Origin of the sequence: Paraburkholderia sp. GAS199 (assembly GCF_050436585.1) — a bacterium.
In the GTDB taxonomy this organism is placed as follows: Bacteria; Pseudomonadota; Gammaproteobacteria; order Burkholderiales; family Burkholderiaceae; genus Paraburkholderia.
This window is the reverse complement of the sequence record NZ_JBNDMM010000004.1, coordinates 37,502-62,570: the sequence shown is the minus strand read 5'-3', so window position 1 is coordinate 62,570 and position 25,069 is coordinate 37,502. Positions and strand designations below refer to the sequence as shown.

General features: G+C 62.5%; 22 protein-coding genes and 1 tRNA gene. 6 read left to right on the top strand and 17 right to left on the bottom strand.

Annotated features, from left to right (window positions below; genetic code table 11):
- The first annotated feature begins 146 nt into the window (after nucleotides 1–146).
- The gene (locus tag P3T18_RS17270; RefSeq protein WP_429301183.1) at nucleotides 147–806 is read left to right on the top strand and encodes a hypothetical protein; all 660 of its coding nucleotides are present in this window, start codon (nucleotides 147–149) and stop codon (nucleotides 804–806) included.
- A gap of 348 nt (nucleotides 807–1,154) precedes the next feature.
- Entirely contained in the window at nucleotides 1,155–1,571 is a 417-nt protein-coding gene (locus P3T18_RS17265) for a type II toxin-antitoxin system HicB family antitoxin (protein WP_429301182.1), read from the top strand.
- Nucleotides 1,572–2,106: 535 nt separating this feature from the next.
- Here P3T18_RS17265 and P3T18_RS17260 read toward each other — a convergent pair.
- The 3 genes from P3T18_RS17260 to P3T18_RS17250 all read right to left on the bottom strand — a co-directional run bounded on the left by P3T18_RS17260 (nucleotide 2,107) and on the right by P3T18_RS17250 (nucleotide 5,642).
- On the bottom strand, nucleotides 2,107–3,621 hold the full coding sequence (locus P3T18_RS17260) for an amino acid racemase (protein ID WP_429301181.1): 1,515 nt from the start codon (nucleotides 3,619–3,621) through the stop codon (nucleotides 2,107–2,109).
- Between the two features lie 698 nt (nucleotides 3,622–4,319).
- On the bottom strand, nucleotides 4,320–4,616 hold the full coding sequence (locus tag P3T18_RS17255) for a single-stranded DNA-binding protein (RefSeq protein WP_429301180.1): 297 nt from the start codon (nucleotides 4,614–4,616) through the stop codon (nucleotides 4,320–4,322).
- Nucleotides 4,617–4,718: 102 nt separating this feature from the next.
- A complete protein-coding gene (locus P3T18_RS17250) occupies nucleotides 4,719–5,642 on the bottom strand; it encodes a LysR family transcriptional regulator (protein ID WP_429301179.1) in 924 nt (307 codons plus the stop codon).
- A 117-nt stretch (nucleotides 5,643–5,759) separates the two neighbouring features.
- On the opposite strand from P3T18_RS17250, the gene P3T18_RS17245 reads away from it, so the two are divergent.
- Nucleotides 5,760–6,761, top strand: coding sequence for a glutathione S-transferase family protein (locus P3T18_RS17245; protein WP_429301178.1), 1,002 nt, complete (start codon nucleotides 5,760–5,762; stop codon nucleotides 6,759–6,761).
- Between the two features lie 159 nt (nucleotides 6,762–6,920).
- Nucleotides 6,921–7,604, top strand: coding sequence for a glutathione S-transferase family protein (locus tag P3T18_RS17240; RefSeq protein ID WP_429301177.1), 684 nt, complete (start codon nucleotides 6,921–6,923; stop codon nucleotides 7,602–7,604).
- Nucleotides 7,605–7,633: 29 nt separating this feature from the next.
- Here the strand turns inward: P3T18_RS17240 and P3T18_RS17235 are convergent, their stop codons facing one another.
- Nucleotides 7,634–8,542, bottom strand: a complete 909-nt coding sequence (locus tag P3T18_RS17235) for a LysR family transcriptional regulator (protein WP_429301176.1) — start codon at nucleotides 8,540–8,542, stop codon at nucleotides 7,634–7,636.
- Between the two features lie 135 nt (nucleotides 8,543–8,677).
- Here P3T18_RS17235 and P3T18_RS17230 point away from each other — a divergent pair, with 135 nt between their 5' ends.
- On the top strand, nucleotides 8,678–9,421 hold the full coding sequence (locus P3T18_RS17230) for an SDR family oxidoreductase (protein ID WP_429301175.1): 744 nt from the start codon (nucleotides 8,678–8,680) through the stop codon (nucleotides 9,419–9,421).
- Nucleotides 9,422–9,515: 94 nt separating this feature from the next.
- On the opposite strand, the gene P3T18_RS17225 is transcribed toward P3T18_RS17230, so the two are convergent.
- The 3 genes from P3T18_RS17225 to P3T18_RS17215 form a co-directional block, all read right to left on the bottom strand.
- Entirely contained in the window at nucleotides 9,516–10,541 is a 1,026-nt protein-coding gene (locus P3T18_RS17225; protein WP_429301174.1) for an aldo/keto reductase, read from the bottom strand.
- Nucleotides 10,542–10,645: 104 nt separating this feature from the next.
- Nucleotides 10,646–12,388 (bottom strand): tetratricopeptide repeat protein, encoded by a 1,743-nt coding sequence (locus P3T18_RS17220; RefSeq protein WP_429301173.1) that lies wholly within the window; start codon nucleotides 12,386–12,388, stop codon nucleotides 10,646–10,648.
- Nucleotides 12,389–12,560: 172 nt separating this feature from the next.
- Nucleotides 12,561–13,121 carry a DUF4142 domain-containing protein gene (locus P3T18_RS17215; protein ID WP_429301172.1) on the bottom strand — a complete coding sequence of 187 codons (561 nt, stop codon included), beginning with the start codon at nucleotides 13,119–13,121 and terminating at the stop codon, nucleotides 12,561–12,563.
- Between the two features lie 445 nt (nucleotides 13,122–13,566).
- Here P3T18_RS17215 and P3T18_RS17210 point away from each other — a divergent pair, with 445 nt between their 5' ends.
- Nucleotides 13,567–14,523, top strand: a complete 957-nt coding sequence (locus P3T18_RS17210; RefSeq protein WP_429301171.1) for a chemotaxis protein — start codon at nucleotides 13,567–13,569, stop codon at nucleotides 14,521–14,523.
- A gap of 29 nt (nucleotides 14,524–14,552) precedes the next feature.
- Here the strand turns inward: P3T18_RS17210 and P3T18_RS17205 are convergent, their stop codons facing one another.
- From P3T18_RS17205 to P3T18_RS17160, 10 genes are all read right to left on the bottom strand, one after another.
- Complete coding sequence (locus P3T18_RS17205; protein WP_429301170.1) at nucleotides 14,553–15,650, bottom strand: asparaginase; 1,098 nt, start codon at nucleotides 15,648–15,650, stop codon at nucleotides 14,553–14,555.
- A 121-nt stretch (nucleotides 15,651–15,771) separates the two neighbouring features.
- Entirely contained in the window at nucleotides 15,772–17,019 is a 1,248-nt protein-coding gene (locus P3T18_RS17200) for an amidohydrolase family protein (protein ID WP_429301169.1), read from the bottom strand.
- Between the two features lie 71 nt (nucleotides 17,020–17,090).
- The gene (locus tag P3T18_RS17195) at nucleotides 17,091–18,398 is read right to left on the bottom strand and encodes an MFS transporter (protein WP_429301168.1); all 1,308 of its coding nucleotides are present in this window, start codon (nucleotides 18,396–18,398) and stop codon (nucleotides 17,091–17,093) included.
- 165 nt (nucleotides 18,399–18,563) lie between these two features.
- Nucleotides 18,564–19,484 carry a LysR substrate-binding domain-containing protein gene (locus tag P3T18_RS17190; protein ID WP_429301167.1) on the bottom strand — a complete coding sequence of 307 codons (921 nt, stop codon included), beginning with the start codon at nucleotides 19,482–19,484 and terminating at the stop codon, nucleotides 18,564–18,566.
- A 163-nt stretch (nucleotides 19,485–19,647) separates the two neighbouring features.
- On the bottom strand, nucleotides 19,648–20,910 hold the full coding sequence (locus P3T18_RS17185; RefSeq protein ID WP_429301166.1) for an MFS transporter: 1,263 nt from the start codon (nucleotides 20,908–20,910) through the stop codon (nucleotides 19,648–19,650).
- A gap of 264 nt (nucleotides 20,911–21,174) precedes the next feature.
- Complete coding sequence (locus P3T18_RS17180) at nucleotides 21,175–21,411, bottom strand: DUF2934 domain-containing protein (RefSeq protein WP_429301165.1); 237 nt, start codon at nucleotides 21,409–21,411, stop codon at nucleotides 21,175–21,177.
- 369 nt (nucleotides 21,412–21,780) lie between these two features.
- Nucleotides 21,781–22,209 carry a GFA family protein gene (locus P3T18_RS17175; protein ID WP_429301164.1) on the bottom strand — a complete coding sequence of 143 codons (429 nt, stop codon included), beginning with the start codon at nucleotides 22,207–22,209 and terminating at the stop codon, nucleotides 21,781–21,783.
- A 157-nt stretch (nucleotides 22,210–22,366) separates the two neighbouring features.
- On the bottom strand, nucleotides 22,367–22,690 hold the full coding sequence (locus P3T18_RS17170; RefSeq protein WP_429301163.1) for a hypothetical protein: 324 nt from the start codon (nucleotides 22,688–22,690) through the stop codon (nucleotides 22,367–22,369).
- A gap of 182 nt (nucleotides 22,691–22,872) precedes the next feature.
- Nucleotides 22,873–22,963 (bottom strand) — tRNA-Ser (locus P3T18_RS17165).
- An 84-nt stretch (nucleotides 22,964–23,047) separates the two neighbouring features.
- The gene (locus P3T18_RS17160) at nucleotides 23,048–25,066 is read right to left on the bottom strand and encodes a sodium:solute symporter family protein (protein WP_429301162.1); all 2,019 of its coding nucleotides are present in this window, start codon (nucleotides 25,064–25,066) and stop codon (nucleotides 23,048–23,050) included.
- Nucleotides 25,067–25,069: the final 3 nt, after the last annotated feature.

Genomic DNA, 25,069 nt, shown 5'->3' with positions numbered 1-25,069 from the left:
GCCGATTTTCTCCCCTGAAACTCACAATCGCACACTAGCAAAATCACATACTTATGAGGGGTTTAGGATCAGGCGCCTTCGAATCCTACACTGTACACCCATACAGTATTCGGTGTTTTTCACGTCTCACTTCGAGCCGCGGACAGATGACCAGTCGTGCATCGGTTGCGATGCATTGGGAGGGCGACATTGCCGGCGGATCGCGCGCTCTGAGTGTCCGTCGAAACCAGCGACAGGGGCGAGCGTCGTCCGCGCGCGGGTACCTCTACTGGCTGCTTGCGACGGGCGCCGATGACGAATCAGCGGACGCCCTGCGCGTCAAGCAAATCGGGCACAATTCCAGCAGGACCAACTTTCAAAAACTTAAAATGAAGTCAATTCTTCTGGCTGTCGGGGCTTGCCTTGCGCTGGGTGCGTGCGCGATCGAAGGCATTGGTATGGACGGGCGAATGAACGCCTATCAGAATGCGGCGCGCGACGGAAACGACTACGTGGTATTGCATCAAGGCGCGCGCGACGGCGCGTGGTATGCGGATTGGTGTAATGCAGTCCTTCCTCATTTCGAGCGCATGAGCGAGGAAAAGAATCGCATTATCCGATACTGCGGCGCCATGCAGCAGCAACCTGAGAACGCGGCATCGATCCAGACGGCTCTGAGCAACGACCTCGACGACACAGCCCGGCGCGCCGCGACAAACAGAAATGCTGCCCTCGGTGCGCTTGCCGCTTCGATGTCGCAAAGGCCACCGGCTATCAACTGCGTGGCCACCAAATACGGCAACACCGTCGACACCCACTGCCAATAACCGGCGTGGCACCTGGCTGAGAGCTTGCTTGGCGCTTTATAAACATAAATGTTTTATGCCTCAAAATTAAACATTATTGTTTTAATATAGTCGCGTCCTCAACAGCACGGACAGACTCTGCAACAAAGTGAATTTAAAAGGTGGCCGGCCAAACGGGGAGCGAGATTGGAAGACGAATCGAATCGCCTGAAGGCCTACTTGAACGGTGAGCAACCGCCCTTCCACTGAACCTACCGAAAGAACAGAAGCCAGGGACCAAATCGGAGATTCTCAAACAACTTGGTCTGAAATGAGAGGCGGTATTGGGAGGCATTCCCTCGCACCGTTCCTCAAGCAATGGAGTGCAATATGTTGCGGTATCCCGCGGTTTTTAGACGCGATGGCGATGGGTTTGTAGTCACGTTCCGTGATATCCCGGAGGCGATCACGCAGGGCGATTCCCTCGATGGGGCTCGTTCTTTGGGCGCTGATGCATTGCTAACGGCAATGGATTTCTACTTTGAAGACAAGCGACCGGTTCCAACGCCGTCGACGGCAAAAAAGGGAGAGGAATTGATCTCCCTGCCGGCGAGTGTGTCAGCGAAAATCCTGTTGCTGAACGAAATGCTCGCGCAAAAGGTCACACCGTCCGAGCTGGCGCGCCGACTCAATACGCGGCCGCAAGACGTAAACCGCATCATGACTCTCAGTCACACCACCAAAATCGACACGATCTCCGACGCATTCGAAGCGCTCGGAAAGCGTCTTGACATAACTGTCGTATAGGCGAGGCGGGGTGACGGTTTAGAGGGGGCTTTGATGGAGATAAGGCGCAACGCCGTTGTTGCGAAAGCGCAAAACCATCGCGACGCACCTGGGCAGATCATGCGCCGTTGGGAGCCTAGCAACACCTTGGATCTGGCTTCAGCACGAGGGGCTTTGGCCAAGAAATTCAAGCTAGCACTTGAATGTCGAAAACGTCGACCAAGAACGAATCAACGCAGCCGAAGCTGATGTTCCACTGCATTTTCTTTACTCTGGCCTATGCGGCATCGCCCCAATGCTTTCGACTCCCCGTAAAGGGAAATCGGGAGACTCCGGGAACCGTCCTTCAACTCCTGTCCGGCAGCTCTCCCACGTGAATTGTAGCAAATCACGATTGACTTCAAAAACGACAACGCAGTGCCAATGAGCACGCACTCGGCATTACTCGCAGTCACAGCGACCGTTACTGCCATCTGCCTTTCAGTCGTAGCAGGCCGGCAGCAAGGCGGATAGGAAACTGGCAGATCGTGGCGGAAGCGTGCAAAGATCCCACGCGTCAGCTGTAGGCGCTTTGCGCGCCGACCCGGTCGGAAACTGAAGCGATCGCTCGTGGAGCTTCGGCCTCGCGCGTCTGGGCGGCGCCCAGCGCATGGGCCACGCAGCGTTTTGCCAGCACGTCGGTCGGGTCGACCAGCCGCACGATCACGCCGCCGGGTCGCACGAGCGTCGACTCGCGCAACAGCATGGGCAGTTCGCTGCAGCCGAGCACGATCACCCGCACGCCCTGCGCGACCAGGTCGTCCACTGCGGCGTAGAGGTCGTCGAGGCACTCGCCGGAAGTGTGGCCGGCCTTGGCGCCGCGCGGTCCGTAGATCGCGTTCATCAGGCGAGTCTGAGCGGCCGCGCCCGGCACGATCTGCGCAAAGCCGTGAGAGCCGAGCGCTTTTTCATAGACGCGGCTCGCCAGCGTGCCCGTGGTGGCGAGCACGCCCACTTCACGCAAACCCGGGAACGATTCGCGCAAAGAATCGGCGGTGCAGTCCGGCATATTGACGACAGGCACGCCGAGCGACGGCTGAATGGCGTCGACGAATGCATGCGCCGTATTGCACGGAATCGCGACGATGTCCGCGCCGCGCTCTTCGAGCGCCTTGCAGGCCGCGTACAGCGCGAGCGTCGGGTCGTCGCCGTGGCCAATCAACGCGTCGGTGCGATCCGGGATCTGCGGATTCTGTTCGACCAGCACCTTGAGATGATCCTGATCGCGCGCGGCCGGCGTATTGCGCACGAGCTTGCCCATGAAATCGACCGTCGCCGCCGGGCCGACGCCGCCCACCACGCCCACCTTGAACGGCCGTCGCAACGACGGAAACGGCGCAGCGGCGACGTATCGCGCATAAACCAGGTTGGAATCGACGAGCGGCACTTCCAGCGGCCCCAGTGCCCGCGCCACGAGTCCGATTTCGGCGAGACCGGGCACAATGATGTCCGCGCCCTGCGCGATCAAATCTGCGCAGGCCGCGCGCAGCAGTTCGATTGGCCGGCCGAACAGGAAGCCGTTTTTGATGCCGTTCTGCGCATACACCGCGCTCGTCACGCAATCCACGCCGGCGTTGTTGCGGGGATGCAGCACCTCGTAGCGAGCCGCATCGAAATAGCGTTCGAAGAGGCCGTTCTGACGGATCGCGTCCGAGGTCAGCACACCGATGCGCCGCACCGAGGGAAACGCCTGCCGCACATGCGTGCCGAGCGCCGTCATGATATTGACGACCGGCAGCGCCAGGTTCGCTTCGAGTTCGGCGAGGAAGGTGTGACTGAGAAAGCAAGGCAGCACGATCGCCTCGACTTCACGACGTTCGAACGCGCGCATCGCATCGAACACGTGCAGCTTGAATGGCACGCTCACCTGGCTTTCGTCGGGCGCGCCTTGCCAGGATTTCGACTCCATGGCGAAGTCGAAGGTTTGCATCGGCGACGACTGCCGGCAAGCCGTTGTCATCTTGCTCAGGACATCGGCGCTCGCGAGCGGCGCCGCGCCCGTCACGATACCTAGCGAACGATAGCGATGCATGATGATGACTTCCCTGGTCGGATTTCGAGTTTGCAGTGATATTAGGGGGGAATTTTTAGTTTGGGGATTGGATTTTGTACTAGTGTCGGGTGGCTGGTTTTTTTTGTTTGCCTGCGGGCGGGGGTGTCTCTTTTCTTATTGGTTTATTAGCGTCGCCCCTGTGCGGGGCGGCACTTACTTTCTTTGCCGCGGCAAAGAAAGCTAAGCAAAGAAAGCCGCTCAAACCGCTAATGCTATTCGTTATCAGCGGCGCTTCTCTACGGCAGTGGCCCCGGAGCGTCCGGCGCGTCGCGCACTCCGCGTGAGTGACAAGGCCGTCATCAGTTCCGGCGGCGCTTCGCGCGCCGAGGGGCACATAAAGGGAAACCGAAGGTTTCCAATTAAGCTTTTCGCCGAGGCAAAGCCGACGGCTGGTAAAGCAAAAAACGAAGTGATTGGTTGGATGAAGTACCGCTCCGGCGCGCGCAGCGTCGCCGGAACGGATGACTGCTGTACCACTGGCAATGACGATCCACGGTCGGCCCTATCGGCTGCCACTCCGTGTCGTTATGAGAGGTGCCCGCTTAGGGTTAGCGGTGTGAGCGGCTTTCTTTGCTTACCTTTCTTTGCCGCGGCAAAGAAAGTAAGTGCCGCCCCGCACAGGGGCAACACTAATAAACCACAAACAAAAGAAACACCGCCGCCGCAGGCAAACAACATCAAGCGCCAGCGCTCAAAACCCTAACAGCCACCATATCCATAGCAGCCTTAATCAACCCATTCTTGTCAGTCCACACCTTGGGCGTCAACGCCCCACTCAACGCCACACTATCGGCATCCGCCAAGGACAGCAAAGCACTCTGCACATCATCATCAAATGCAATGACGTTGACGAAAATCGTGTCGCCATCGTTGGTGGTCGCCCGCACCTTGCACGTCACAAACCGTTTGCCGTTCTGCCCCGTGCGAATCTGCGCCTCGCCATACAACCGTCCGCCCACCAGTCCATCGATCATCGCCCTGCTCCTCTAATCCGCTCTTCGTGCAAAACCATATTGCCTCGCACCAGCCGCATGATCCCACGTTAAGCGGAACTCACCCACACTCATCGAATCCCGCTACCCGCCGACGACCATATCCACGCCGCGCACGAGGCGCTTCGCAAGACGCGGCTGCTTCAGTTGCTCCAGCCACCACTGCAACGCGCGCCCCTCATGATCGCCGCGCCAGGCGACGTACAACACGTTCGGCTCGCGTGGATCGGCGGTCGTCTTTTCGATGAGTTCGCCGCTCTTCAATAACGACGCAACCCGCTGACGCGGCAGCCATCCCACGCCAAGGCCGTCGCGTTGCGCGAGTATCTTGGCGCGCATGCTCGGCACGGCGAGCGACGCCTGACCGCCGATCACGCCGTAGGCGCGACCCGCCGTGGTGCGCGATGAATCGGCCACCACCACCGCGCGATGTTCGAGAATCCGTTCGCGCCTGAGCGGCCCGTCGATCGCGGCCAGCGGATGGCGCGGCGAAACCGCGAATACCCACTCCATGACGCCGAGTTCGAACCAGCGCAAGCCGGGTATCGACGGCGGCTCGTTGGTCGCGCCGACGATCAGATCGGCCCGACCATCGCGTAGCGCTTCCCACGTGCCGCTCAGCACCTCGTGCGTGAAGCGCAGCTTGACGCCGGAATCGAGCGCATCGAAGGCGCGCACCACGGGCATCAGCAATTCGAACTCCAGAATCTCGTCCGTGACGACCCAGAGCCGGTCTTCCCAGCCGCTCGCAATCTGCCGCACGCGCTGACTCATGCGCGACATGTCGAGCATCAGGCGCGCGGCTTCGTCGGCGAGTAACTGCCCGGCCGGCGTAAGCTGCAAACGGTAGCGACGCCGATCGAACAGCAAGGCGTCGAACCGCGTCTCCAGTTGCCGCGCGGCGTGCGATATCGTGGATGGTGCACGGCCCAGCCGCGCCGCCGCACGCGACAGGCTGCCGGTTTCGCGAATGGCCTCGAGCAACGCAAGTTCGTCTTCCGACAACATGTTCTATTCCTTCGAACGAGTTCATCGGGAAAATGGTACGGCAAAGCGCGGCGGCGAGTCCACTATGTCGTTATGGCGACGCGGATGCGTCGAACGAAATCACCAGGAGCAGCGCACATGGGACTTTTAGTGGACGGTCAATGGCAGGACAGCTGGTACGACACGAAGTCGACGGGCGGACGTTTCGTGCGCAAGGACGCGGCGTTCCGCAACTGGATCACCGCCGACGGCTCGGCCGGCCCGAGCGGCACAGGCGGCTTCGAAGCGGAAGCCGGACGCTATCACCTGTACGTGAGTCTGGCGTGTCCGTGGGCGCATCGCACGCTGATTCTGCGCGCGCTCAAAGGTCTCGACTCGATGATCAGCGTCTCCGTGGTTCACTGGCTGATGCTGGAAAACGGCTGGACCTTCGCCGACGGACCCGGCGTCGTGCCCGACGACATCCATCACGCGAAGCTGCTGCACCAGGTCTACACCGCCGCCGATCCGCACTATAGCGGCCGCGTTACCGTACCCGTCTTGTGGGACAAAAAGCGCGCCACGATCGTGAACAACGAGTCGTCGGAGATCATTCGCATGCTGAACTCGGCGTTCGACACACTCGGCGCGCGCCCCGGCGATTACTATCCGGCGCCGCTGCGTCCAACGATCGACGAGATCAACGCGCGGGTCTACGAGACGCTGAACAACGGTGTTTATCGTGCGGGTTTCGCCACCACGCAGCAGGCGTACGAAGAAGCGGTCACGCCGCTGTTCGACACGCTCGACTGGCTCGAAGCAAAGCTCGCGAAGCAGCGTTATCTGACGGGCGACGCACTCACCGAAGCCGACATCCGGCTCTTCACCACGTTGATCCGCTTCGATGCGGTGTACGTGGGCCACTTCAAATGCAATCTGCGCCGTATCGCGGACTACCCGAATCTTTCCGCTTATACGCGCGATATCTATCAACTGCCCGGCATCGCGCAGACCGTGAATATGGAGCACATCAAGCGCCATTATTACGAGAGCCATCGCAGCATCAATCCCACCGGCATCGTGCCGCTCGGCCCGCTGCTCGACTTCACCGCGCCGCATGAGCGCGCACGTCCGGGCGCTTTCGCGACACCTCGCGCCTAAGGGCTGCGGCGCTCACCGTCGCAACGGTCTAGCCACCGGCATTTCCTGAACACTGCGGCGCGCTCCGAGGCGCGCGCCGATTCTTTCTCACTGCCCTGCGCGAACAACGCAGGGTGGCGACCCGCCTCGTCCCTCACTTTTCAACTGCAAGGAAACATCATGCTCAAGTTCTATTTCCATCCGTCGCCGAATCCGATGAAAGTCGCTTTGCTGCTCGAAGAACTGCAAACGCCGTTCGAGCTGATCGCCGTGGATACATTCAAAGGCGAGCAACATCACGAAGCATTCCTGAAGATCAACACGAACGCGAAAGTGCCCGCCATCGTCGACGGCGGCGTCACCGTATTCGACTCGCAAGCAATCCTCCTGCATCTCGCGACGCAGCACGACCGCTTCCTGCCCGCCGATCCGGCCGCACGCGCCCAGGCTTTGTCGTGGTTGATGTTCGTCGGCACGGGACTGTCGCCGTTCTCGGGCCAGGCCGTGCATTTCCTGCATCACGCACCGACGCCGTTGCCCTACGCGCGCAATCGTTATCTGAAGGAAGTGGAACGGCACTATCGCGTGCTCGACGCACGTCTCGCGCAGTCGCCGTATCTCGCCGGCGAGACCTACTCGATTGCCGATATGGCGCTGTGGGGCTGGGCCAATTTCGCGGGCTACATCCTCGGCGAAGCCGGCCTCTCTGGCTATCCGAACGTGAAGCGTCTCGTCGACGAAATCTCGGCGCGTCCCGCTGCGGCGCGCGCCCAGGCGCTCAAGGAAAAGCTCACGCTGAAAGCCGAGTTCGATGAAGAAACGCGCCGCGCGCTGTTCGGCAATACCGCCGACCTGACAGCGTGATGCACCCGTCGGCCCTGCCCGCCGGCTGACTACGCCGAACCGGTGATGGCGCTCGCCGCCTCGAAGATATCGCGCAGCCACTGCGCGAACACTCTCACGCGCGACGACAACTGCCGGTTCTGCGGATACAGCACGGAGACCGGCATGAGCGGCGGCGGAAAATCGTCGAGAATGATTTTCAGGCGACCCGCCGCCAGTTCCTGCGCCACCCGATAGCGCGGCACCTGCACGATGCCGAGCCCCGCCACCGCCGAACCCGTGTACAGGTCTGCGCCGGTGACGGACACAGCCGCGGGCAGGAACAGTTCGCTCGTGCGGCCACCGGCGATGAATTCGAGCGGCACGGGTTTGCCCGTCGCGCTCGACAGATAATTGACCGCGCGATGCGACTCGAGCGCGGCGAGATCGGTCGGCTCGCCGTGGACCTCGAGATACGCAGGACTGGCCACCGTGACTTGCGGCAGTTGCGCCACCCGCCGTCCCACCATCGACGAATCCTGCAGATTGCCCGCACGCAGCACGCAATCGATACCCTCGCGCACCAGATCGACCAGCCGGTCGTCTTCACCGATTGTGAGTTCGATGTCGGGAAACTGCGCGAGAAACGCCGGCAGCGCCGGCACCACGAAGTATCGCGCCAGCGTGCCTTGCAGATTCACCCGCAGCAGCCCCTTGGGCGCGATATTCGAAAACGAGCCTTCGGCCTCTTCCATATCGGCGATCAGACGCACGCAACGGCGGTAATACGCCTCGCCGTCCTGCGTCAGCCGCACCGTGCGCGTGGTGCGCTCCAGCAGCCGCGCGCCGAGCCGCTGCTCCATGCGCTTCATCAGATTGGTGACGGTGGCGCGCGGAATCTGCAGGTCGTCCGCGGCGCGCGTAAAGCTCTGCCGCTCGGCGATCCGCACGAACACCCGCATTTCTTCGAATCGATCCAAACCCGGTCTCCCGAACGACAAAAACTCCATTTGTTAAAGCAAATGGAATGGTCATGCCAATTCTAGAGGGATTATCTCAACAGAGAAAGCGTTCATGATGGATGCACTGTTTAACCGCTGACAAGGAGCCGGATCATGAACACCCTCAATAACACTCGCGTTGCCATCGTGACAGGCGCATCGCGCGGCATCGGCGCGGCGATCGCGCAGCGCCTTTCCGAAGACGGCCTCGCCGTGGTGATCAACTACACGTCCAGTTCGAAGGAAGCCGACGCGCTTGCCGCGCAATTGTCGGAGAACGGCGCGAAGGCCATCGCCGTGAAAGCGGACGTCTCGAAGCCGGACGACGTGCGCCGCCTGTTCGAGACCACCGAGCAGCAACTCGGCAAGGTGGACGTGCTGGTGAACAACGCCGGCGTGCTCTCGACCCTGCCGCTCGCCGAGACCAGCGACGCCGTTTATGACAAGACCTTCGACATCAACGTGCGCGGCACTTTCAACACGCTTCGCGAAGCAGCCGCGCGCATGAACGACGGCGGCCGCATCGTCAATTTCTCCAGCACGACGCTGGCGCTGAACATGCCGGGCTACGCGATCTACAACGCCACGAAGGCAGCCGTCGAAGCCTTCACGCATGTCTTTGCCAAGGAACTGCGCGGCCGCAACATCACCGTGAATGCAGTCGCGCCGGGACCGGTCGCCACATCGCTGTTTCTCGACGGCAAAACCGAAGAGCAGATTCAGACCTTCACGAAGATGCCGCCGCTGCAGCGTCTCGGCCAGCCGGAAGACATCGCTGCCGTGGTGTCGTTCCTCGCGGGTCCCGATGCGGGCTGGGTCGACGGTCAGATCCTGCGCGCCAACGGCGGCCTCGCGTAAGGCCGCCTAAGCTCGACGATGGCGCGGGGCTTGCGCCCGCGCCATCGCTTCGCGCTCATCCGAATCTCACGCGTATGGCACGTTCATCGCGCGTTCAGACCGCCTTCGGATTGCGCTCCGCAAACCCTTCCTGATGCCAGTACGGATACGCGGGACGCACTGCACTCGCGGCGTCGAGCTTCGCCATCTGCTCGGGCGTGAGATTCCAGCCGACCGCGCCGAGGTTCTGCCGCAACTGTTCCTCGTTGCGTGCGCCGATCAGCACGGTGGAAACGGTCGGCCGTTGCAACAGCCAGTTCAACGCGATCTGCGGCACGGTCTTGCCAGTTTCTTCCGCGACGGCTTCGATTGCGTCGAGCACGCGGAACAGATACTCGTCCGGCACGGGCGGCCCCATGTCGGCGGTTTTGTGCAGACGGCTCGTATCGGGCAAGGGCTGACCGCGCTTGATCTTGCCTGTCAGACGTCCCCAGCCGAGCGGACTCCACACCACCGCGCCCACACCCTGATCGACGCCGAGCGGCATCAGTTCCCATTCGTAATCGCGGCCGATCAGCGAGTAGTACGTCTGATTGGCGACGTAGCGCGGATAACCATAACGGTCCGCGACATCCTGCGACTTCATGAGATGCCAGCCCGAGAAATTCGATACGCCCGTGTAGCGGATCTTGCCCGCGCGCACGAGATCGTCGAGCGTGGACATCACTTCGGCAACCGGCGTTTTCGCGTCGAAACCGTGCAACTGGAACAGGTCGATGTAGTCGGTTTGCAGGCGCTTCAGCGCATTGTCCACGGCCTGAATCAGATGAAAGCGCGACGAGCCGACGTTGTTCGGTTCGTCGTTGAAACGGAACGTGGCCTTGGTCGAGATGATCGCCTTGTCGCGCTTGCCCTTGAGCGCTTCGCCGAGCACCGATTCGGACGCGCCGCCCGAATAGATGTCCGCGCTATCGAACATGGTGACGCCGGCATCGAAACAGATGTCGATCAGACGACGCGCCTCGGCGACGTCGGTGGCGCCCCACGCTTCGAAGAATTCGCCCTTGCCGCCGAACGTGCCCGTGCCGAAACTCAGGACCGGCACTTTGAAACCAGATGCACCCAGATGTCGGTATTCCATTGATGACTCTCCATGGCGTTGACGTCGATAAACGGGACGACCAGTCTACGCGCGTCGGAAAAATTTCGTCGGCAAACACGCAGAGGTGGAGCCTGCAGGTCGCGTCAGGAACTTCGTTGTGCGTCGCGGCTTGCGGCGAGTTCGGCGAGTGCAGCGCGCGCCGCGCCGATCGCGCTGGTCCAGTCGCCTAATGCCGGTTGACGGAACAGCCGCGCTTGCGGATACCACGGTGTGTCGGCGCGATCGAGCAGCCAGCGCCAGCAGGTGTCGAAGCGATTCAGAATCCACACGGGCACGGCGAGCGCGCCGGCCAGATGCGCCGTGGACGTATCCACCGATATCACCAGATCGAGATTCGCGACGAGCGCAGCCGTGTCGGCGAAATCGTGTAGTTCGGCGGTCAGGTCCACGACTTCCTCACAGCGCGGATGCGCGGTCAGCTGGTCGGCGGGCGGCCCTTTCTGCACGCTGAAAAACTGCACGTTGGGAATGTCGAGAAGCGGCATCATCTGCTCGAACGTGATGGAGCGGCGAGCGTCGTTCTTGCGAAGTTCGGCGACATGCGGTCGATTGCCGCCCGCCCACACGAGACCGACCTTCAGACGTCCTTGCGCGTGCGCATCGATCCGCGCGCGCCATTGCCGGGACGCTGCCGGATCGGCGAAGAGATAAGGCGTGTGCGATGGAATGCTCTCGAGCGCGGTGCCTCGCGAGGTCACGAACGCGAGCGGCAAACTCAACAACGGACAGTGGCAATCGAACGGCGGCAGCGTGGCGCCGTCTTCGACCAGATGATCCACGCCGTCGAGCGTGTCCATGAGCCGCATCAGTTCGCGCGGCACTTCGAGCACCACCTTCGCGCCGAGCGCCGACACGAGCGGCGCGTAGCGGCAGAACTGCAAGGTGTCGCCGAGACCCTGTTCGGCGTGCAGCAGAATCGTCCTGCCTTCGAGCGAAAACTCGCCTTGCCATAGCGGTTGCGCGAACACGCGCCGTGCCGCCTTGATGCGATTGCGCGCCCAGCGCCATTCGTATTCGCGCCAGCCCGCTTCGAATTGCCCCAGTTGCAACAGACACAGCGCTTTGTTCCAGTGCGTTTCCGCGGCGTCGGCGTCGATGTTCAGCGCCTGCCCGTAACTTTCGAGCGCCTGCGTGTGCAGACCGAGATCGACCTGCGTGAGACCGAGGTTATTCCATGCGTCGGCAAATGCGGGTGCGAGTTCGAGCGCACGACGGTAACTGCGCTCGGCCTCGGCGGGCTGATTCAGATCGCTGAACGCATTGCCGCGATTGCTCCATGCCTCGGCATACGCGGGTTGCAGGGCGAGCGCGTGATCGCAGCTGTCGAGCGCGTCGGCGGGACGACCGAGATCGCGCAACACACACGCGCGATTGTTCCAGGCCTGCGCGAAATCCGGCATCGCGGTGAGCGCGCGATCGAAGCTCGCGAGTGCGTCGAGTGGCCGGTCGAGACCCGCCTGCGCGTTGCCGCGATTGTTCAGCGCGTCGGCGAATTTCGGTTGCAGGGCGAGCGCGCGATCGGCGCTGCTGAGGGCTTCGGCGAAACGTCCCAATGCGTTGAGCGCATAGGCGAGATTCGAATGGACCGGCGCACGTCTGGCGTCGATGGCGAGCGCTTTTTTCAGCCACTCGATGCCTTGCGGCAAACGTCCGGTTTGCAGGGCGATGGCGCCGAGCAATTGCAGCGCGTCGACGTGACGGGGTTTGAGTTCGAGAATCTCGCGATAGAGTTCTTCGGCTTCGGCAAGCGCGCCGTTCTGCTGAAGCGCGACGGCTTGCCGAAGCATATGGTCCAACTGCTGCGGAAGATTGGCTGGCTTGCTCATGCGGTGAGCCTGCATCGGATTCGAAGGAGATCGGAAGCGTGATCGACACAAGTCGTAAGCAGCGCTGCTTCATGCAGCGCGCTAATCAACCGGACGTCGAAACATCGCTGCCGATTATCGCCGAAAAAGGCCGGCTTCGATCCGGCGCCGATGCGTGCCCGCACGCAAGCGCTTATTGCGCCGACGTCGCCAGATGCTTGCGTTTGGCCAGGTCCTGCGCCATCGCATAGTGTTCCTGGATGGTCGGCAAGGCCTTGGTCGCGGCAGCCTTCAACTGCTCGTCGCGGCCCGAGGCAATTTCCGCCTGGAACGCCGCGAGCGTTTTCTGTTCGCCGGCCAGTGCCACCTGCTCGATGTACGTCTTGTCGAAATCAGCGCCACGCAAGTTGTTGATGCTCGCGAGCACGGCCGCGTCCGGATCGTTCTTCGGCACGTCGACACCGCGCGGGCTGGCTGCGCGCAACGCGTCGGAGATTTTCGCGTTGTCGGTGGAGACGCGCTCGGCGAAGGCCTTCACGTCGCGGTCGGTGGAACGCGCGGTTGCGATGCGTGCTGCATCGCGCTGGGTCGAGACGCCCTTGGTCGCGTCGGCGACGAATGCCTGGTCGGCGGCATGCAGACGGCCGGCGTCCGCAGCAGCCGGCGCGGCAGCTGTCTGGGCGTTCGCCACGCTGGCGACGGTGAGCAGGCTGGCGATACAAACGCTGCTGAGGGCGAGAGGCAAGCGGATCATACGTTCTCCTTGAAATGAAAGCCGAATGAATGCGAGTGGGGCGTACAAGCGCTATTGCCGTGTCGGCAAGACAAACCGCGCGCAAACGATTGCGCAGAAGCTTGCAGTCGCCTTTCCTGTTCGCGCCGTGGCGGCGAGTCCCCACTTCATCGTCGTGAATTCTAGAAGTGGCCTGACGGGGCATGTGAAACGACGCTGTCGCTTCTGTAACCTTAGGTAACCTTCATATGATTGCCGCGCGACTGTGCCTGCGACTGCCCACGTTTCCCGCGCGCCGTTCGTGCATGCGTGTTAACCAGCAAAAACGCCCGACACACTGGAAAATCGCTGAACTTTCTGCCGTCTGCGCCGATAACAAAAGAGATGGCGCGGATGTGAAGCGCGCTGGGGCCTGATCTCGCGCATGCGTGGCACGTCCGACACCGCAATCCCTGGAGAGTTTTCGATGGCAGTAGACCACCGTGTGACGGACGAGCGCACCAACCTGACGAGTTCGAACAAGTTCGAACTGCTGCTGTATCGGCTGGGTTCCGTGCCCGGCAGCGACGCGCACGAGCTTTACGGCATCAACGTCTTCAAGGTGCGCGAAATCTCGACGATGCCGGCGGTGACGCCGATCGCGGGCTCGTCGCCGTACGTCATGGGCGCCGTGGATATTCGCGGGCAGATCATTCCCGTGATCGACTTGCCGCGCCTGATGGGCTGCGAGCCGACACGCGGTCTGAATATCCTGCTGGTGACGGAATTCGCGCGCTCCACCCAGGCATTCGCGGTCGAGGAAGTGGACGACATCGTGCGGCTGGAGTGGAATCAGGTGCTGTCGGCGGAAGGCGCGGCGGGCGGCAATCTGGTGACGAGCATTGCGCGGATCGACGGCAACACGGGCGACTCGCGGCTCGCTCAGGTGATCGACGTGGAACAGGTACTGCGCGACGTGTTTCCGTCGCAGCACCCGAGTGTCGATCCGACTTCGGTTGGTGAAGCGCTCGGCATCAAGCCCGGCGCGAAGATTCTTGCCGCCGACGACTCCGGCTTTGCGCGCAAGCTGATCGAGCAGGCGCTCAGCGCGATCGGCGCAGACTACGTGATGACGAAAACCGGCGAGGAAGCCTGGCACACCTTGCAGACGATCGCACGCGACGCGCAATCGAAAGGCAAACGCGTGAAGGACAGTATCGCGCTGGTGCTGACCGATCTGGAGATGCCGGAAATGGACGGCTTCATGCTGACGCGTCAGATCAAGGCCGACGAACGCACGCGCGACATCCCCGTCATCATTCATTCTTCGCTGACGGGCGCGGCCAACGAGGCGCACGTCAAGAACGCGGGCGCGAACGGTTACGTGGCGAAGTTCGCCGCCTCCGAACTCGCCGACGCGATCCGCAACGCGCTGGTTGCCTGACTAGTGGATCAGCGGCGCAGCGCTGTCGTTCAGCGATGCGCTTCGAGATCCACCGACAGCGCGAGGTGGCCGATTTTCACGCCCATGGTGTTGACCATGTTGGGCGCGTGAAACGCCGACAGTGCCGCGCGCTGTTCCGCCGTGCCGATGTCGAGGCGCGCGAGCACTTCGGCAACCACCGCATACAGCACGCCGAGATTGCCGTTTTCCACCTTGACCGCAATGCCGATGGCACCTTTGTCACCACCAATTCGCGCTGTCTGCGCCGAGGCGCGCACACCGATGGCATAACTGCCGTCGGCGCCGACCTTGCCGACCAGCGCGCCGTCGAACGCGCGCATCAGTAGCGTGCAGAAGCGCCCTTCTCCGCCCACCAGTTCGGGATACGTCGTCATCGCGCGATAGATGCGAGCGAGGGCGACCGTGCGCGGTTCAAGGGAGGATTGCGCCGACGGTTGCGCGGCGAATGCGTCCTGCGCGGCGGCGAGCTTGACGAACAGTCTGGCCAGCCGGTCGAGCGGGAACGCCGGAGTCGGCAGATTGCAGCCGTCGATGGCCCATTGCACGCCGTCGTCCGGCAAATCGCAAACTTGCGCGACCGTGTGCTTCACGCGCACCTGCAACGGATGCTCCGGCAATTCGTAGCCGCTCAATGCAGCGCCGAGCGAACATGCACCGGCCAGCATGCCGGCGTGCTTGCCCGAACAGTTGCTGCATACGCCGCCCGGTTTGAAATCGCGCTTGATCCAGTCGAAGTACACCGCATCCGAGAGCGGCGGATGACCACCGCAACGCAAGTCTGCTTCGCTCGCGCCGGATTTTGCCAACATCTGCTGCGTGCGCTCGATATGGCGCGGCTCGCTGCTGTGCGACGCGCACATCAAGGCGAGATCGGCTTCGTCGAAACCGAATCGTTCGAGTGCGCCGGTTTCGAGTACGGCGAGTGCTTGCGCGGGCTTGGCCGCCGAGCGCGCCAACGTGACGCGCCGGGGATCGCCGAACGAGTAGAGAAGCTGGCCGCGAGCGTCGACCACAGCAACGTGCGCGAGGTGCGTATTCTCGATAGCGTCACCCCGATAAACGGTTGCCGCAATCGGACCTGCGTTGTTGGTCGTGCTCGTGCTCATGTCGGGGCTCCTCTGGTCGTCGGCCGGAATGTGTGGATGCATCGTGTCTCCGCTGGCGATTTTACAGTCGCCGGCAGTGTCCACGAAGCCCACATCGGTCCGTCACACGACCCGCGCCCGATCAGCGCGAGTGCACTTCGCCGCGTTCGCTGACCACTTCGCCACGTTGCAGCACGTATGCGAGGCGCTCGCCCTGGCCCGTCAACACGCTGATATCGTCGAGCGGATTGCCGTCGACCACCAGCACATCGGCGATCGCACCGGCTTCGATCGCGCCGAGTTTGCCACTCGTGTCGACGATTTGCGCGGCGATTGTCGTGGCCGAACGCAGCGCTTCGAGATTGCCAAGAATCTCGGCGCGAATACGCAACTCGTCGCTCTGGAACGTGTGCATTTCGCCCAGCAGATCGGAACCGAAACCCATGCGCACGCCGGCGTTCGCGTAGATCTGCAGCGAGTCGCGCCCGGCCTGGCGCACGGTTTCGATCTTCGCAATCGAGTCGGCCGGCAGGCCATAATCCGCGCCGTGCGTGGCGAGCGCGTCGTAGGTCACGAGCGTCGGCACGACGAATGCGCCGTGTTCGGCCATCAGTTTTGCCGCGGCCTCGTCCACCAGATTGCCGTGCTCGATCGTGCGTACGCCGCAACGAATGGCGCGCGAAATCGCGCGGCCCGTGTACGCATGCGCCATCACGTAGGTGTTGGCCGCTTCCGCTTCAGCGACGATCGCCCGGATTTCGTCCTCCGAATACTGAGTGTTGCTGATCGGATCGGTCGGCGATGCCACGCCGCCCGACGCCATGATCTTGATCTGTGTGGCGCCCTTCTGGATCTCTTCGCGCACGGCGAGACGCACGGCGTCCACGCCGTCCACGACTCGCGCAATCGCACCGGCACGAAACGCGCACGAGCACGGTTCGAGCACGTCGCCGCGCGGACGGAAATCGCCGTGGCCGCCGGTTTGCGAGAGCGCCTTGCCCGACGGGAAAATGCGCGGCCCCGGAATCAGGCCGCTTTCGAGCGCCTGCGTCAGCGCCCAATCCGCGCCGCCGGCATCGCGCACGGTCGTAAAGCCGCGGCCGAGCATGGCCTTGAGAATCGGCAGCGCGCGGATCGCGGTGAGAATATTCGGCTGCGCCGCGTTGGCGCCGAGGTTCGCGCGCGAAGCCAGCACGTGCACGTGACAGTCGATCAGGCCGGGCATCACCGTCTTGCCGCGTGCGTCGATCACACGCGCATTCGGCAGATCGACCGGGCGATCCGTGACTTCGACGATATGACCGTTTTCGATCACCACATGATGATGTTCGCGCAACTCGCCGCGAACGAGGTCGAGTACGTTGCCACCGCTAATTACCGTAATGCTCATTGCTAGGTTCCTGACTGGATGAACGGGTCGCGCCGGCTTCTGCGAACCGGCGCGTTGTTTCAGGCTTTGTTTCAGGCGTGGCCGCCGCCGGGAGCGCGCACGTAGAAGGTGCCGATCAGACTGATGCCCGCGGCGATCATCACGTAGATGGCGGGCGCCATATTGCTGCCGGTCGACGCGATCAGCCACGTGATGAAGAACGGCGCGAAGCCGCCGAAAATCGTCACCGCGAAGTTGTACGCAACGGACAGTCCCGTGGACAACACTTTGGTCGGAAACAGTTCGGAGAACGCAGCGAGAATCGGGCCCGTGTAGGTTGCGATCAGCAGGCCGAACACGCCCTGAAACACCATCAACGAAGCAAGACCGGGCGCGTGATTGATGAACGCGAACATTGGCCATGCGAGCAACAGGATCAACGCGGCCGAACCCGAGAGAAAGCGGCGGCGACCAAAACGATCGGCGAGCTTGCCGACTACCGGCGAGAAACACATGATCATCGCGCCGCCGAACATGCCGGCGAGAAAACCCGTGGATTGCGGCAGATGCAAAGTCCGCACTGAATACGTCGGCATGTAGAACAGCAGCACGTAGGTGCAAACCGTCCACAAAATCACCATCGAAAAGCTCGCGAAGGTTTCGCGCGGAAACGTGCGAAATACTTCGGAGAGCGGAGAATCTTTTTTCGCTTCTTCCGCCACGGCGCTGAAAGCCGGCGTTTCGTCCATGCGGCTGCGAATGAAATAGCCGACCGGTCCGATCAGGATGCCGAGCAGGAACGGCATTCTCCAACCCCAGGAATGCAGCGCATCGGCGCTCAGATTCGACGTGACGAAGGTGCCGACCGCGGCGCCCAGCAGCACGGCGAAACCGATGCTCGACTGAATCCAGCTCGAGTAATACGCACGCTTGCCGGCCGGCGCGTACTCGGTCAGAAACGCGGTGGCGCTGCCCATTTCGCCGCCGGCCGAAAAACCTTGCAGCAAACGCGCGACGACGATCAGCACGGGTGCCCACACGCCGATCTGATCGTAAGTCGGAGCGAGGCCGATCAGGGCCGTGCCGCCCGCCATCAACAGGATGGTCAGCGAGAGCGCGGCTTTTCGTCCGACCTTATCGGAATAGACGCCGAGCACGATGCCGCCGACCGGCCGCATGAAAAAGCCCACGCCGAAAGTCGCCACGGCGAGCAGCAGCGAGGTCAGTTCATTGCCGGTCGGAAAAAACAGTTTGGCGATGATGACCGCGAAGAAACTGTAGACGGTGAAGTCGAACCACTCGAGCCCGTTGCCGAGCACAGTGGCGATAATCGCTCGACGCCGCTGACTCGCGAGCGAGTCCACGGTGGTCGTTGCGTGAGATGAAAGCGTTCCTTGCATGGTCTCTTCCTCTTCGGGCTGCCTGTCCGGCGTATCGGTAAGCAATGCGTCGCGCCTTGAACCGACGGCGCTTTCGCATGCATAAAGCCGATCGTAGAGAGAGTCGATTTGTTTTCGAAACGAAAGATTCGCATGCATGCATGCGTGTAGCGCATGCGAACATTTTTACGCGGCAGCCGCGCGCCCCATTTGCGCCTCGGCCTGCTCGAAAAGCCAGCGTGTGAAAACGCGCGCCGCCTGATTCTGCGCGCGGTCGTTCGGCGACACCACGTAATAGCCGCCGCCGTGACTCGCCGACGCACGCGTGGCGCGCACCAGCAGGCCCTCGTTCAGGCAACCGTCGATCATATGCCGCCAGCCGAGCACCACGCCCTGGCCGAGAATCGCCATCTGCACGAGCTGCGGATAATGATTGACGACCACGGCCTGCGGCGCGGTCGGCATGACTACGCCGTTGAGCCGGAACCATTCGGACCAGGACATCCATTGACGCTGGCCGTCTTCCTGCATGAGCAGCGTTTCGTGCGCGAGGTCGGCGGGTTCGAGCACGCGGCCCGCCAGATAGTCCGGCGAGCAAACCGGATACACCTCTTCGTCGAAAATGCGGCGAGCGGTGAAATGCGCTTCGGCGCGCTGGCGAACGTAGTACAGACCCACGTCGAATTCTGCGGGAGACAGAGACGCGAGACCGTCGCGCACGATCATCCTGATGCGCACGTTGGGATGCGCGGCGCGAAACGCGCCGAGGCGCGGCGTGAGCCACAGCACGGCCACGCCGGACGAACAGGCAATCGTCAATTCCTGATCGCCATAGCGCTTCATGACGTCGAGTGTGGCTTCGGAACAGTTGGTGAGCAGCAGTTGCACATGCTTCGCGTACTGCTCGCCCGCGATGGTCAGACGCAAGGCGCGATGCTCGCGCACGAACAGCGAACGGCCGAGGAAATCTTCCAGCTGCGCGATCTGACGACTGATCGCGCTTTGCGTGAGATGCAATTCAGCGGCGGCTTTGGTGAAGCTGGCATGCCGCACGGCCGATTCGAATGCGATCAGACATTGCAGCGGAGGTAAGGGGGCGATGCGCATGATGAGTGTCCGTTGCGTATAACGTTGACATCATCATAGCGGGTGCAGGCGGGCGTCGAAACGATGCGCCGATGGCGGGAGCAAAGCGCGCGCGGACGGCCCGTTCGTGCTTTTAAAGCGGTAGTGGCGCACACGTCGTAGCGCCACGGAAAAGCTTAACGCGTCACTGGCTCGGCGCCAGCTCCTCTTCGCGCTCGAGTGAACGCGTGCGCTTCAGTTCGGGGAAGAAACGCATCCACAGCAAGGCCACCGCGATAGTCGCAATACCGCCGACCAGCACCGCCGGACGCGCGCCCCACCACCCCGCCGTCACGCCGGATTCGAATTCGCCCAGTTGATTCGACGTACCGATGAAAAGCGAGTTGACCGCACTGACGCGGCCCAGCATTTCATCGGGCGTGCGCAACTGGACGAGCGAGAGCCGCACCACCACGCTGATGGTGTCGGACGCGCCCAGCACCATCAACGCGATGAGCGACACGAAGAACTGATGCGACAGGCCGAATACGAGGGTTGCCGCGCCGAACGCAATCACGCCGCCGAACATGGCCGCGCCGGGCCGGTTGCGCAGGGGAAAATGCGCGAGCCAGATGGTGCCCGCGAGCGCGCCGATAGCCGTGCCCGAGCGCAGCAGGCCGAGACCGAGCGGCCCCGTATGCAGGTAATCGCGCGCGAACACCGGCAACAACGCGGTCGCGCCGCCAAACAGTACAGCGAAAAGATCGAGCGACAGCGCACCGAGTATCACCGGTTCCCGACGGATGAAGGCGATGCCCGAGAACACCGATTCGAGCGTGACCGGTGCCCGGCTGACCGGTTTGGCCTGCAAGGGAATCGCCCACACGGCCAGGGCGGCCGCGCCGAACGACACCATGCACGCAAGATAAGCCGCCCCCGGCCCGACGCCGTAAAGCAGACCACCCAGCGCCGGTCCGGCGATCTGCGCGGTCTGATTCGCGGAGGTGGCCCACGCCGTCGCACGGGGCAATTCTCCACGCGGCACGACCGCGGGCAACAGCGACGCCACCGCGGGCGATTCGAATGCACGCGCCGCGCCGACGCATGCGGCCAGCACATAGATCACCGGCGCGGAAATCCAGCCGCCGAAGGTGCCCCACGCGAACAGCAATGCGGCGACGCTTTCGAGGCTTTGACAGACAGCCGCGATGCGCCGACGGTCGTAACGATCGGCAACGTGACCGACCACCAGTGTCAGCACGAACATCGGCAGGAACTGCGCAAGGCCGACGAGGCCCAGCGCGAAAGCGCTATGCGTCAACGCATAGATATGCCATCCCATCGCGACGGCGAGCATCTGGAACGACAGTGATGAAAGAATCCGGGTGCACCAGAATCGCTGGAAGGCGGGGTGCTTCGGCAAACTGAAAGGTAGAGGCGCGGAAGGTTCAGGAGAAGCGGGAGGCATCGGGTCTCGTGCGGGCGGGCATGGGCGGCAGCTAGTTTAGTGCAAGCGCGCGGGTTTTGCTGCGGGTCCTGCTGTGGGTTTCTTTGGCGCGTGCGGTTTTGTGTCCGCTATTTTGCGTCCGCTGTGGTGCGGCTTTTCTGGCGTTGCGTTTGACGTACCGCTTTTTGTGCCGGGAAACGCCCGTGCAGCGAACGTCGACCGGGCGTGTCCATGAACGCGCCCGGCAACGACTCTTGCCGTCGGCGAAACCGACGTTTTCAAATTTCAGCGGCGTCCCGATGTGTCCTGCAATTGCTCCTCCGGTGCCGCTCGCGCGCCCCGCTCACGTTCCGCCGACTGGTCTTCTCCGCCTTCGGGCGCTGCCTGTCCATCGCCGTCTTCCGCTTCGATCTGCCGGCGTGCCTCTTCCCAATGCTTTTCCGGATTACTGTCCGGCGACGGATCGTTTTCCCAGATGTGATAGGCACGCGTGCGAATGCGGGCTTCGAGGTCGCTATCCATGGTCGTTTCTCCTTCGAGATGCGCGAATCGACGCGCTGTGAAGGTCGGCGCGCGATGCGCCGAAGCTGGCCTCGGGTCGCAATCCGACTGCGCGCAAAACAAGGCTAGCGTGGACGCCGCAAGCGGCGTACCTTGCACGCGCCAATGCGACATTCGCATTTTGCGGGGTGCATTTTGTGGAGTATGTCCCGCCGTTTTCGACGCGCAGTCCAGCACATTGAGCCGCATCACGCGGCGTGCTTTTACAACGGCCGAACGCCGTCCGAACGCTTATGCCGATCGCGCGCCGCCTGTAGATATTGCTTCACGCCTTGAATTTCTTAGCTATCCCGAGCAAACGAATTGAGCCCGCGTCCGGGCCGGCTTCGATCATCTGACCCGCTCTTCGTCGTACTCGGTGCGCACGCCATCAGGCAGCCACGGTTCCTTGTGACAGCACCACAATTCGTAAGTCGGTTCGTAAAGACCCGGGCGATCGAATGCGCCGAGCGGAATGTCGAGTTCGTCGCGGGCGGGAAAGTCCATGAAAGCGACCGATCCGCAGGTCGGACAGAAATGGCGCTGCGCCTCGGGCGAGCTTTGCCAGGCGCGGGTGGGTCCGGAAATGGTCACGGCACCGCGCTCGAACATGGCGTACGCACCGAACGCGCTGCCATGTATCCGGCGACAGGTCATGCAGTGACAGATCGAGACGCGTCTCGGCCGCGCGTCGACGCGAAAGCGCAACGCGCCGCACGCGCAGCCGCCGGTCTGCCCAATAGATTCGGTGGAATCGACTGGTTCGGTGTGTGCCGCCATTCTGCCCTCCTCTTCATGCGAAGTTCGGCGCAAACGGGGCGCCAAGGCATGCCATGTTCAGGCCGCAATCGACGTTCCCAGGCGTGTGTCGTCGACGCAATGCAAAAAGCCGCCGGAACCTGGCGGCTTCGGCGGCTCGTGCGCTGCTTCGAGACTGTCAGCCCGTGGCGCCCGCGCCGGAAAGGTCCGCGCGGTCGCTATCCGTCACGACGCTGAGGTAGCCTTTTTTCTGCAGGACCGAGAGAACGTCCTCGACGAGGGCGTCTTCGAGCAAACGACGGCCGGCGCGCTCGCGGCGCACATTGGTCGCGTCGATGGCGCGCTGCAAGTTGGAAGTTTCGGCGGCGATAAATACAGCCATGCCGTAGCCGTATCGTTCGGCAAGGGCGTAATCGAAGAAATATTTCATGACTCGTTGTCGGCAACGGGCCGGAAAACTTGATGGCCGTGCGCTATCTACCAGACAGAACGGTTGCGGCATGTCGTTCGTGTGAGACGCCTGCTCCGAAAAACAGAGCACGAACCGACCGGCGATTGACTGTCTGAATTTGCGTAAGCCGGCGAAGACCGGAACGCTGATAGCCCTTGCGTTGGGAAGTCATGATGCGAAGCCAACTTGGTGGCGCAGCGCTGATTTCGAAAGCCGCAAAGGCTGGGGAACTGTGGCGGAGAGACGGGGATTCGAACCCCGGATAGGTTATTAACCTATACACGCTTTCCAGGCGTGCGACTTAAACCGCTCATCCATCTCTCCGGCGGGGAGCCGAATTATAGCAAACTTCGAGCCTTGCGCCAGACCCATGCGCAAAGCAGCAAAGATCGGCGCGTATCGCGCTACTTATGGATGCCGGATGTAGTCCACCAGCGCCCTCGTGTAGGCGTCCGGCTTACGGTCGATCAGACTCACGGCGATCGCCACCAGGAAACCTGCCGGCACGCCGAACACGCCCGAACTGATGGGCTCGATGCCGAACCATCGCGGACCGGCGAAGCCCGTCATCTGCGTGAAAAACGGATAGGTGGAGACGATGTAATAGATGCACACCACCAGCCCGGCGACCATGCCGGCCACGGCGCCGAGACGCGTGGTGCGCTTCCAGAACACGCCCAGCACCAGCACGGGAAAGAGACTCGACGCCGCCAGCGAAAACGCCGCGCCCACCAGAAAAAGAATGTTGCCGGTATTCAGCGACGCCACGTAGGACGCAAACAGCGCCACCCCCAGCAGCAGAATCTTGGAGATCGTTACGCGACGCTGGCTCGATGCGGACGGATCGACCATGTGATAGTAGACGTCGTGCGACAACGCATTGGCAATGGTCAGCAACAGGCCGTCCGCGGTCGACAGCGCCGCCGCCAGCGCGCCCGCCGCGATCAGTCCGGACATCACGTAAGGCAGTCCGGCGATTTCCGGCGCCGCCAGCACCACCATGTCGGGCTGCATCTGGATTTCGCTCCAGCGTACGATGCCGTCGTTGTTGGTGTCGGCGAGACTGATCAGGCTTGGCTCGACCTTGCGCCATTGCGTGAGCCACTGCGGCAAGTCGGCGAAATGATGACCGACGAGGTTGCTCAGAATCTCGTACTTGATCAGCACGGCCAGCACCGGCACGGTGAGATAAAACAGCGCGACGAAAAAAAGCGTCCAGCCGACCGAGCGACGCGCGGACGCGACCGAGGTCGTGGTGTTGTAGCGCGTCAGGATATGCGGCAGGCTGGCCGTGCCGAGCGAAAGACACAGCAGCAGCGACAGGAAATTGCGTTCGTGAATACGGCGCTCGTCGTCGGTGGCGGCGGGAAACGGCTCGTGCATCGGCACCGGCGCGGCCGCGCGCATCAGCATCTCGTCGCGTCGCTGCGACCAGACGATCTGCGCCGCGGCGGCGTCGCGCGGAAACTGGTCGAGCGCACGCTCGCGTTCCTTGATATCGCGCAACGGCCCGTTATGACGGCGCAGTTCGGCAACTTCGTGCGACAGACGCTGTTTCTCGTCGACGAACGACTGCGGCAACGCATCGAGACGCGCCTGCATCTGCGCGGCGCGCCGGCGGTAATCGTCGCGCACGGTCTGTTCGAGCGGCGCATCGCGCACCTGCTTTTCCAGCACTTCGACGCGCTCCATCAGGCGGCCGTAGTTGAACTGCGGCACCCAGCCGAGGCCGTCCTTGTGCGCGATCATCGACACCGGAATCAGAATGGCCGCGATCAGGATGATGTATTGCGCGACCTGGGTCCACGTCACGGCCCGCATGCCGCCGAGAAACGAGCAGACCAGAATGCCGGCGAGCCCGCAGAAGATGCCGACCGCGAAATCCACGCCGATGAAGCGCGTCGCGATCAGGCCAACGCCCTGGATCTGCGCGACCAGATACACGAACGAGCACAGGATGGCCGCGAGCGCGGCCAGTCCGCGCACGGCGTTGCTCGAAAAGCGCGTGCCGAGAAAATCGGGAATCGTATAGCGGGCGAGTTTGCGCACGTAAGGCGCAAGCAGAAACGCGACGAGGCAGTAGCCGCCGGTCCAGCCCATCAGATACGCCAGGCCGTCGTAGCCGCTCACGTAGATCGACCCCGCGAGGCCGATGAACGATGCCGCGGAGAGCCAATCGGCGGCGGTTGCCATACCGTTGAACGCGGACGGCACGCGCCGTCCGGCCACGTAGTATTCGACGAGGTCCGAGGTGCGCGACAACAGTCCGATCACCGCGTACACCGCGATCGGCACGAACAGGAACACGTAGCCGATCCACACGCCGGGACCCGTCGTGCGCTCGATGCGCCACATCACGTAGATGAACAACAGGAAGCCGAGCGTATAAAGCGCGTAGGAGCGGATCAGGCGGTGGGTCAGCGTCATCGG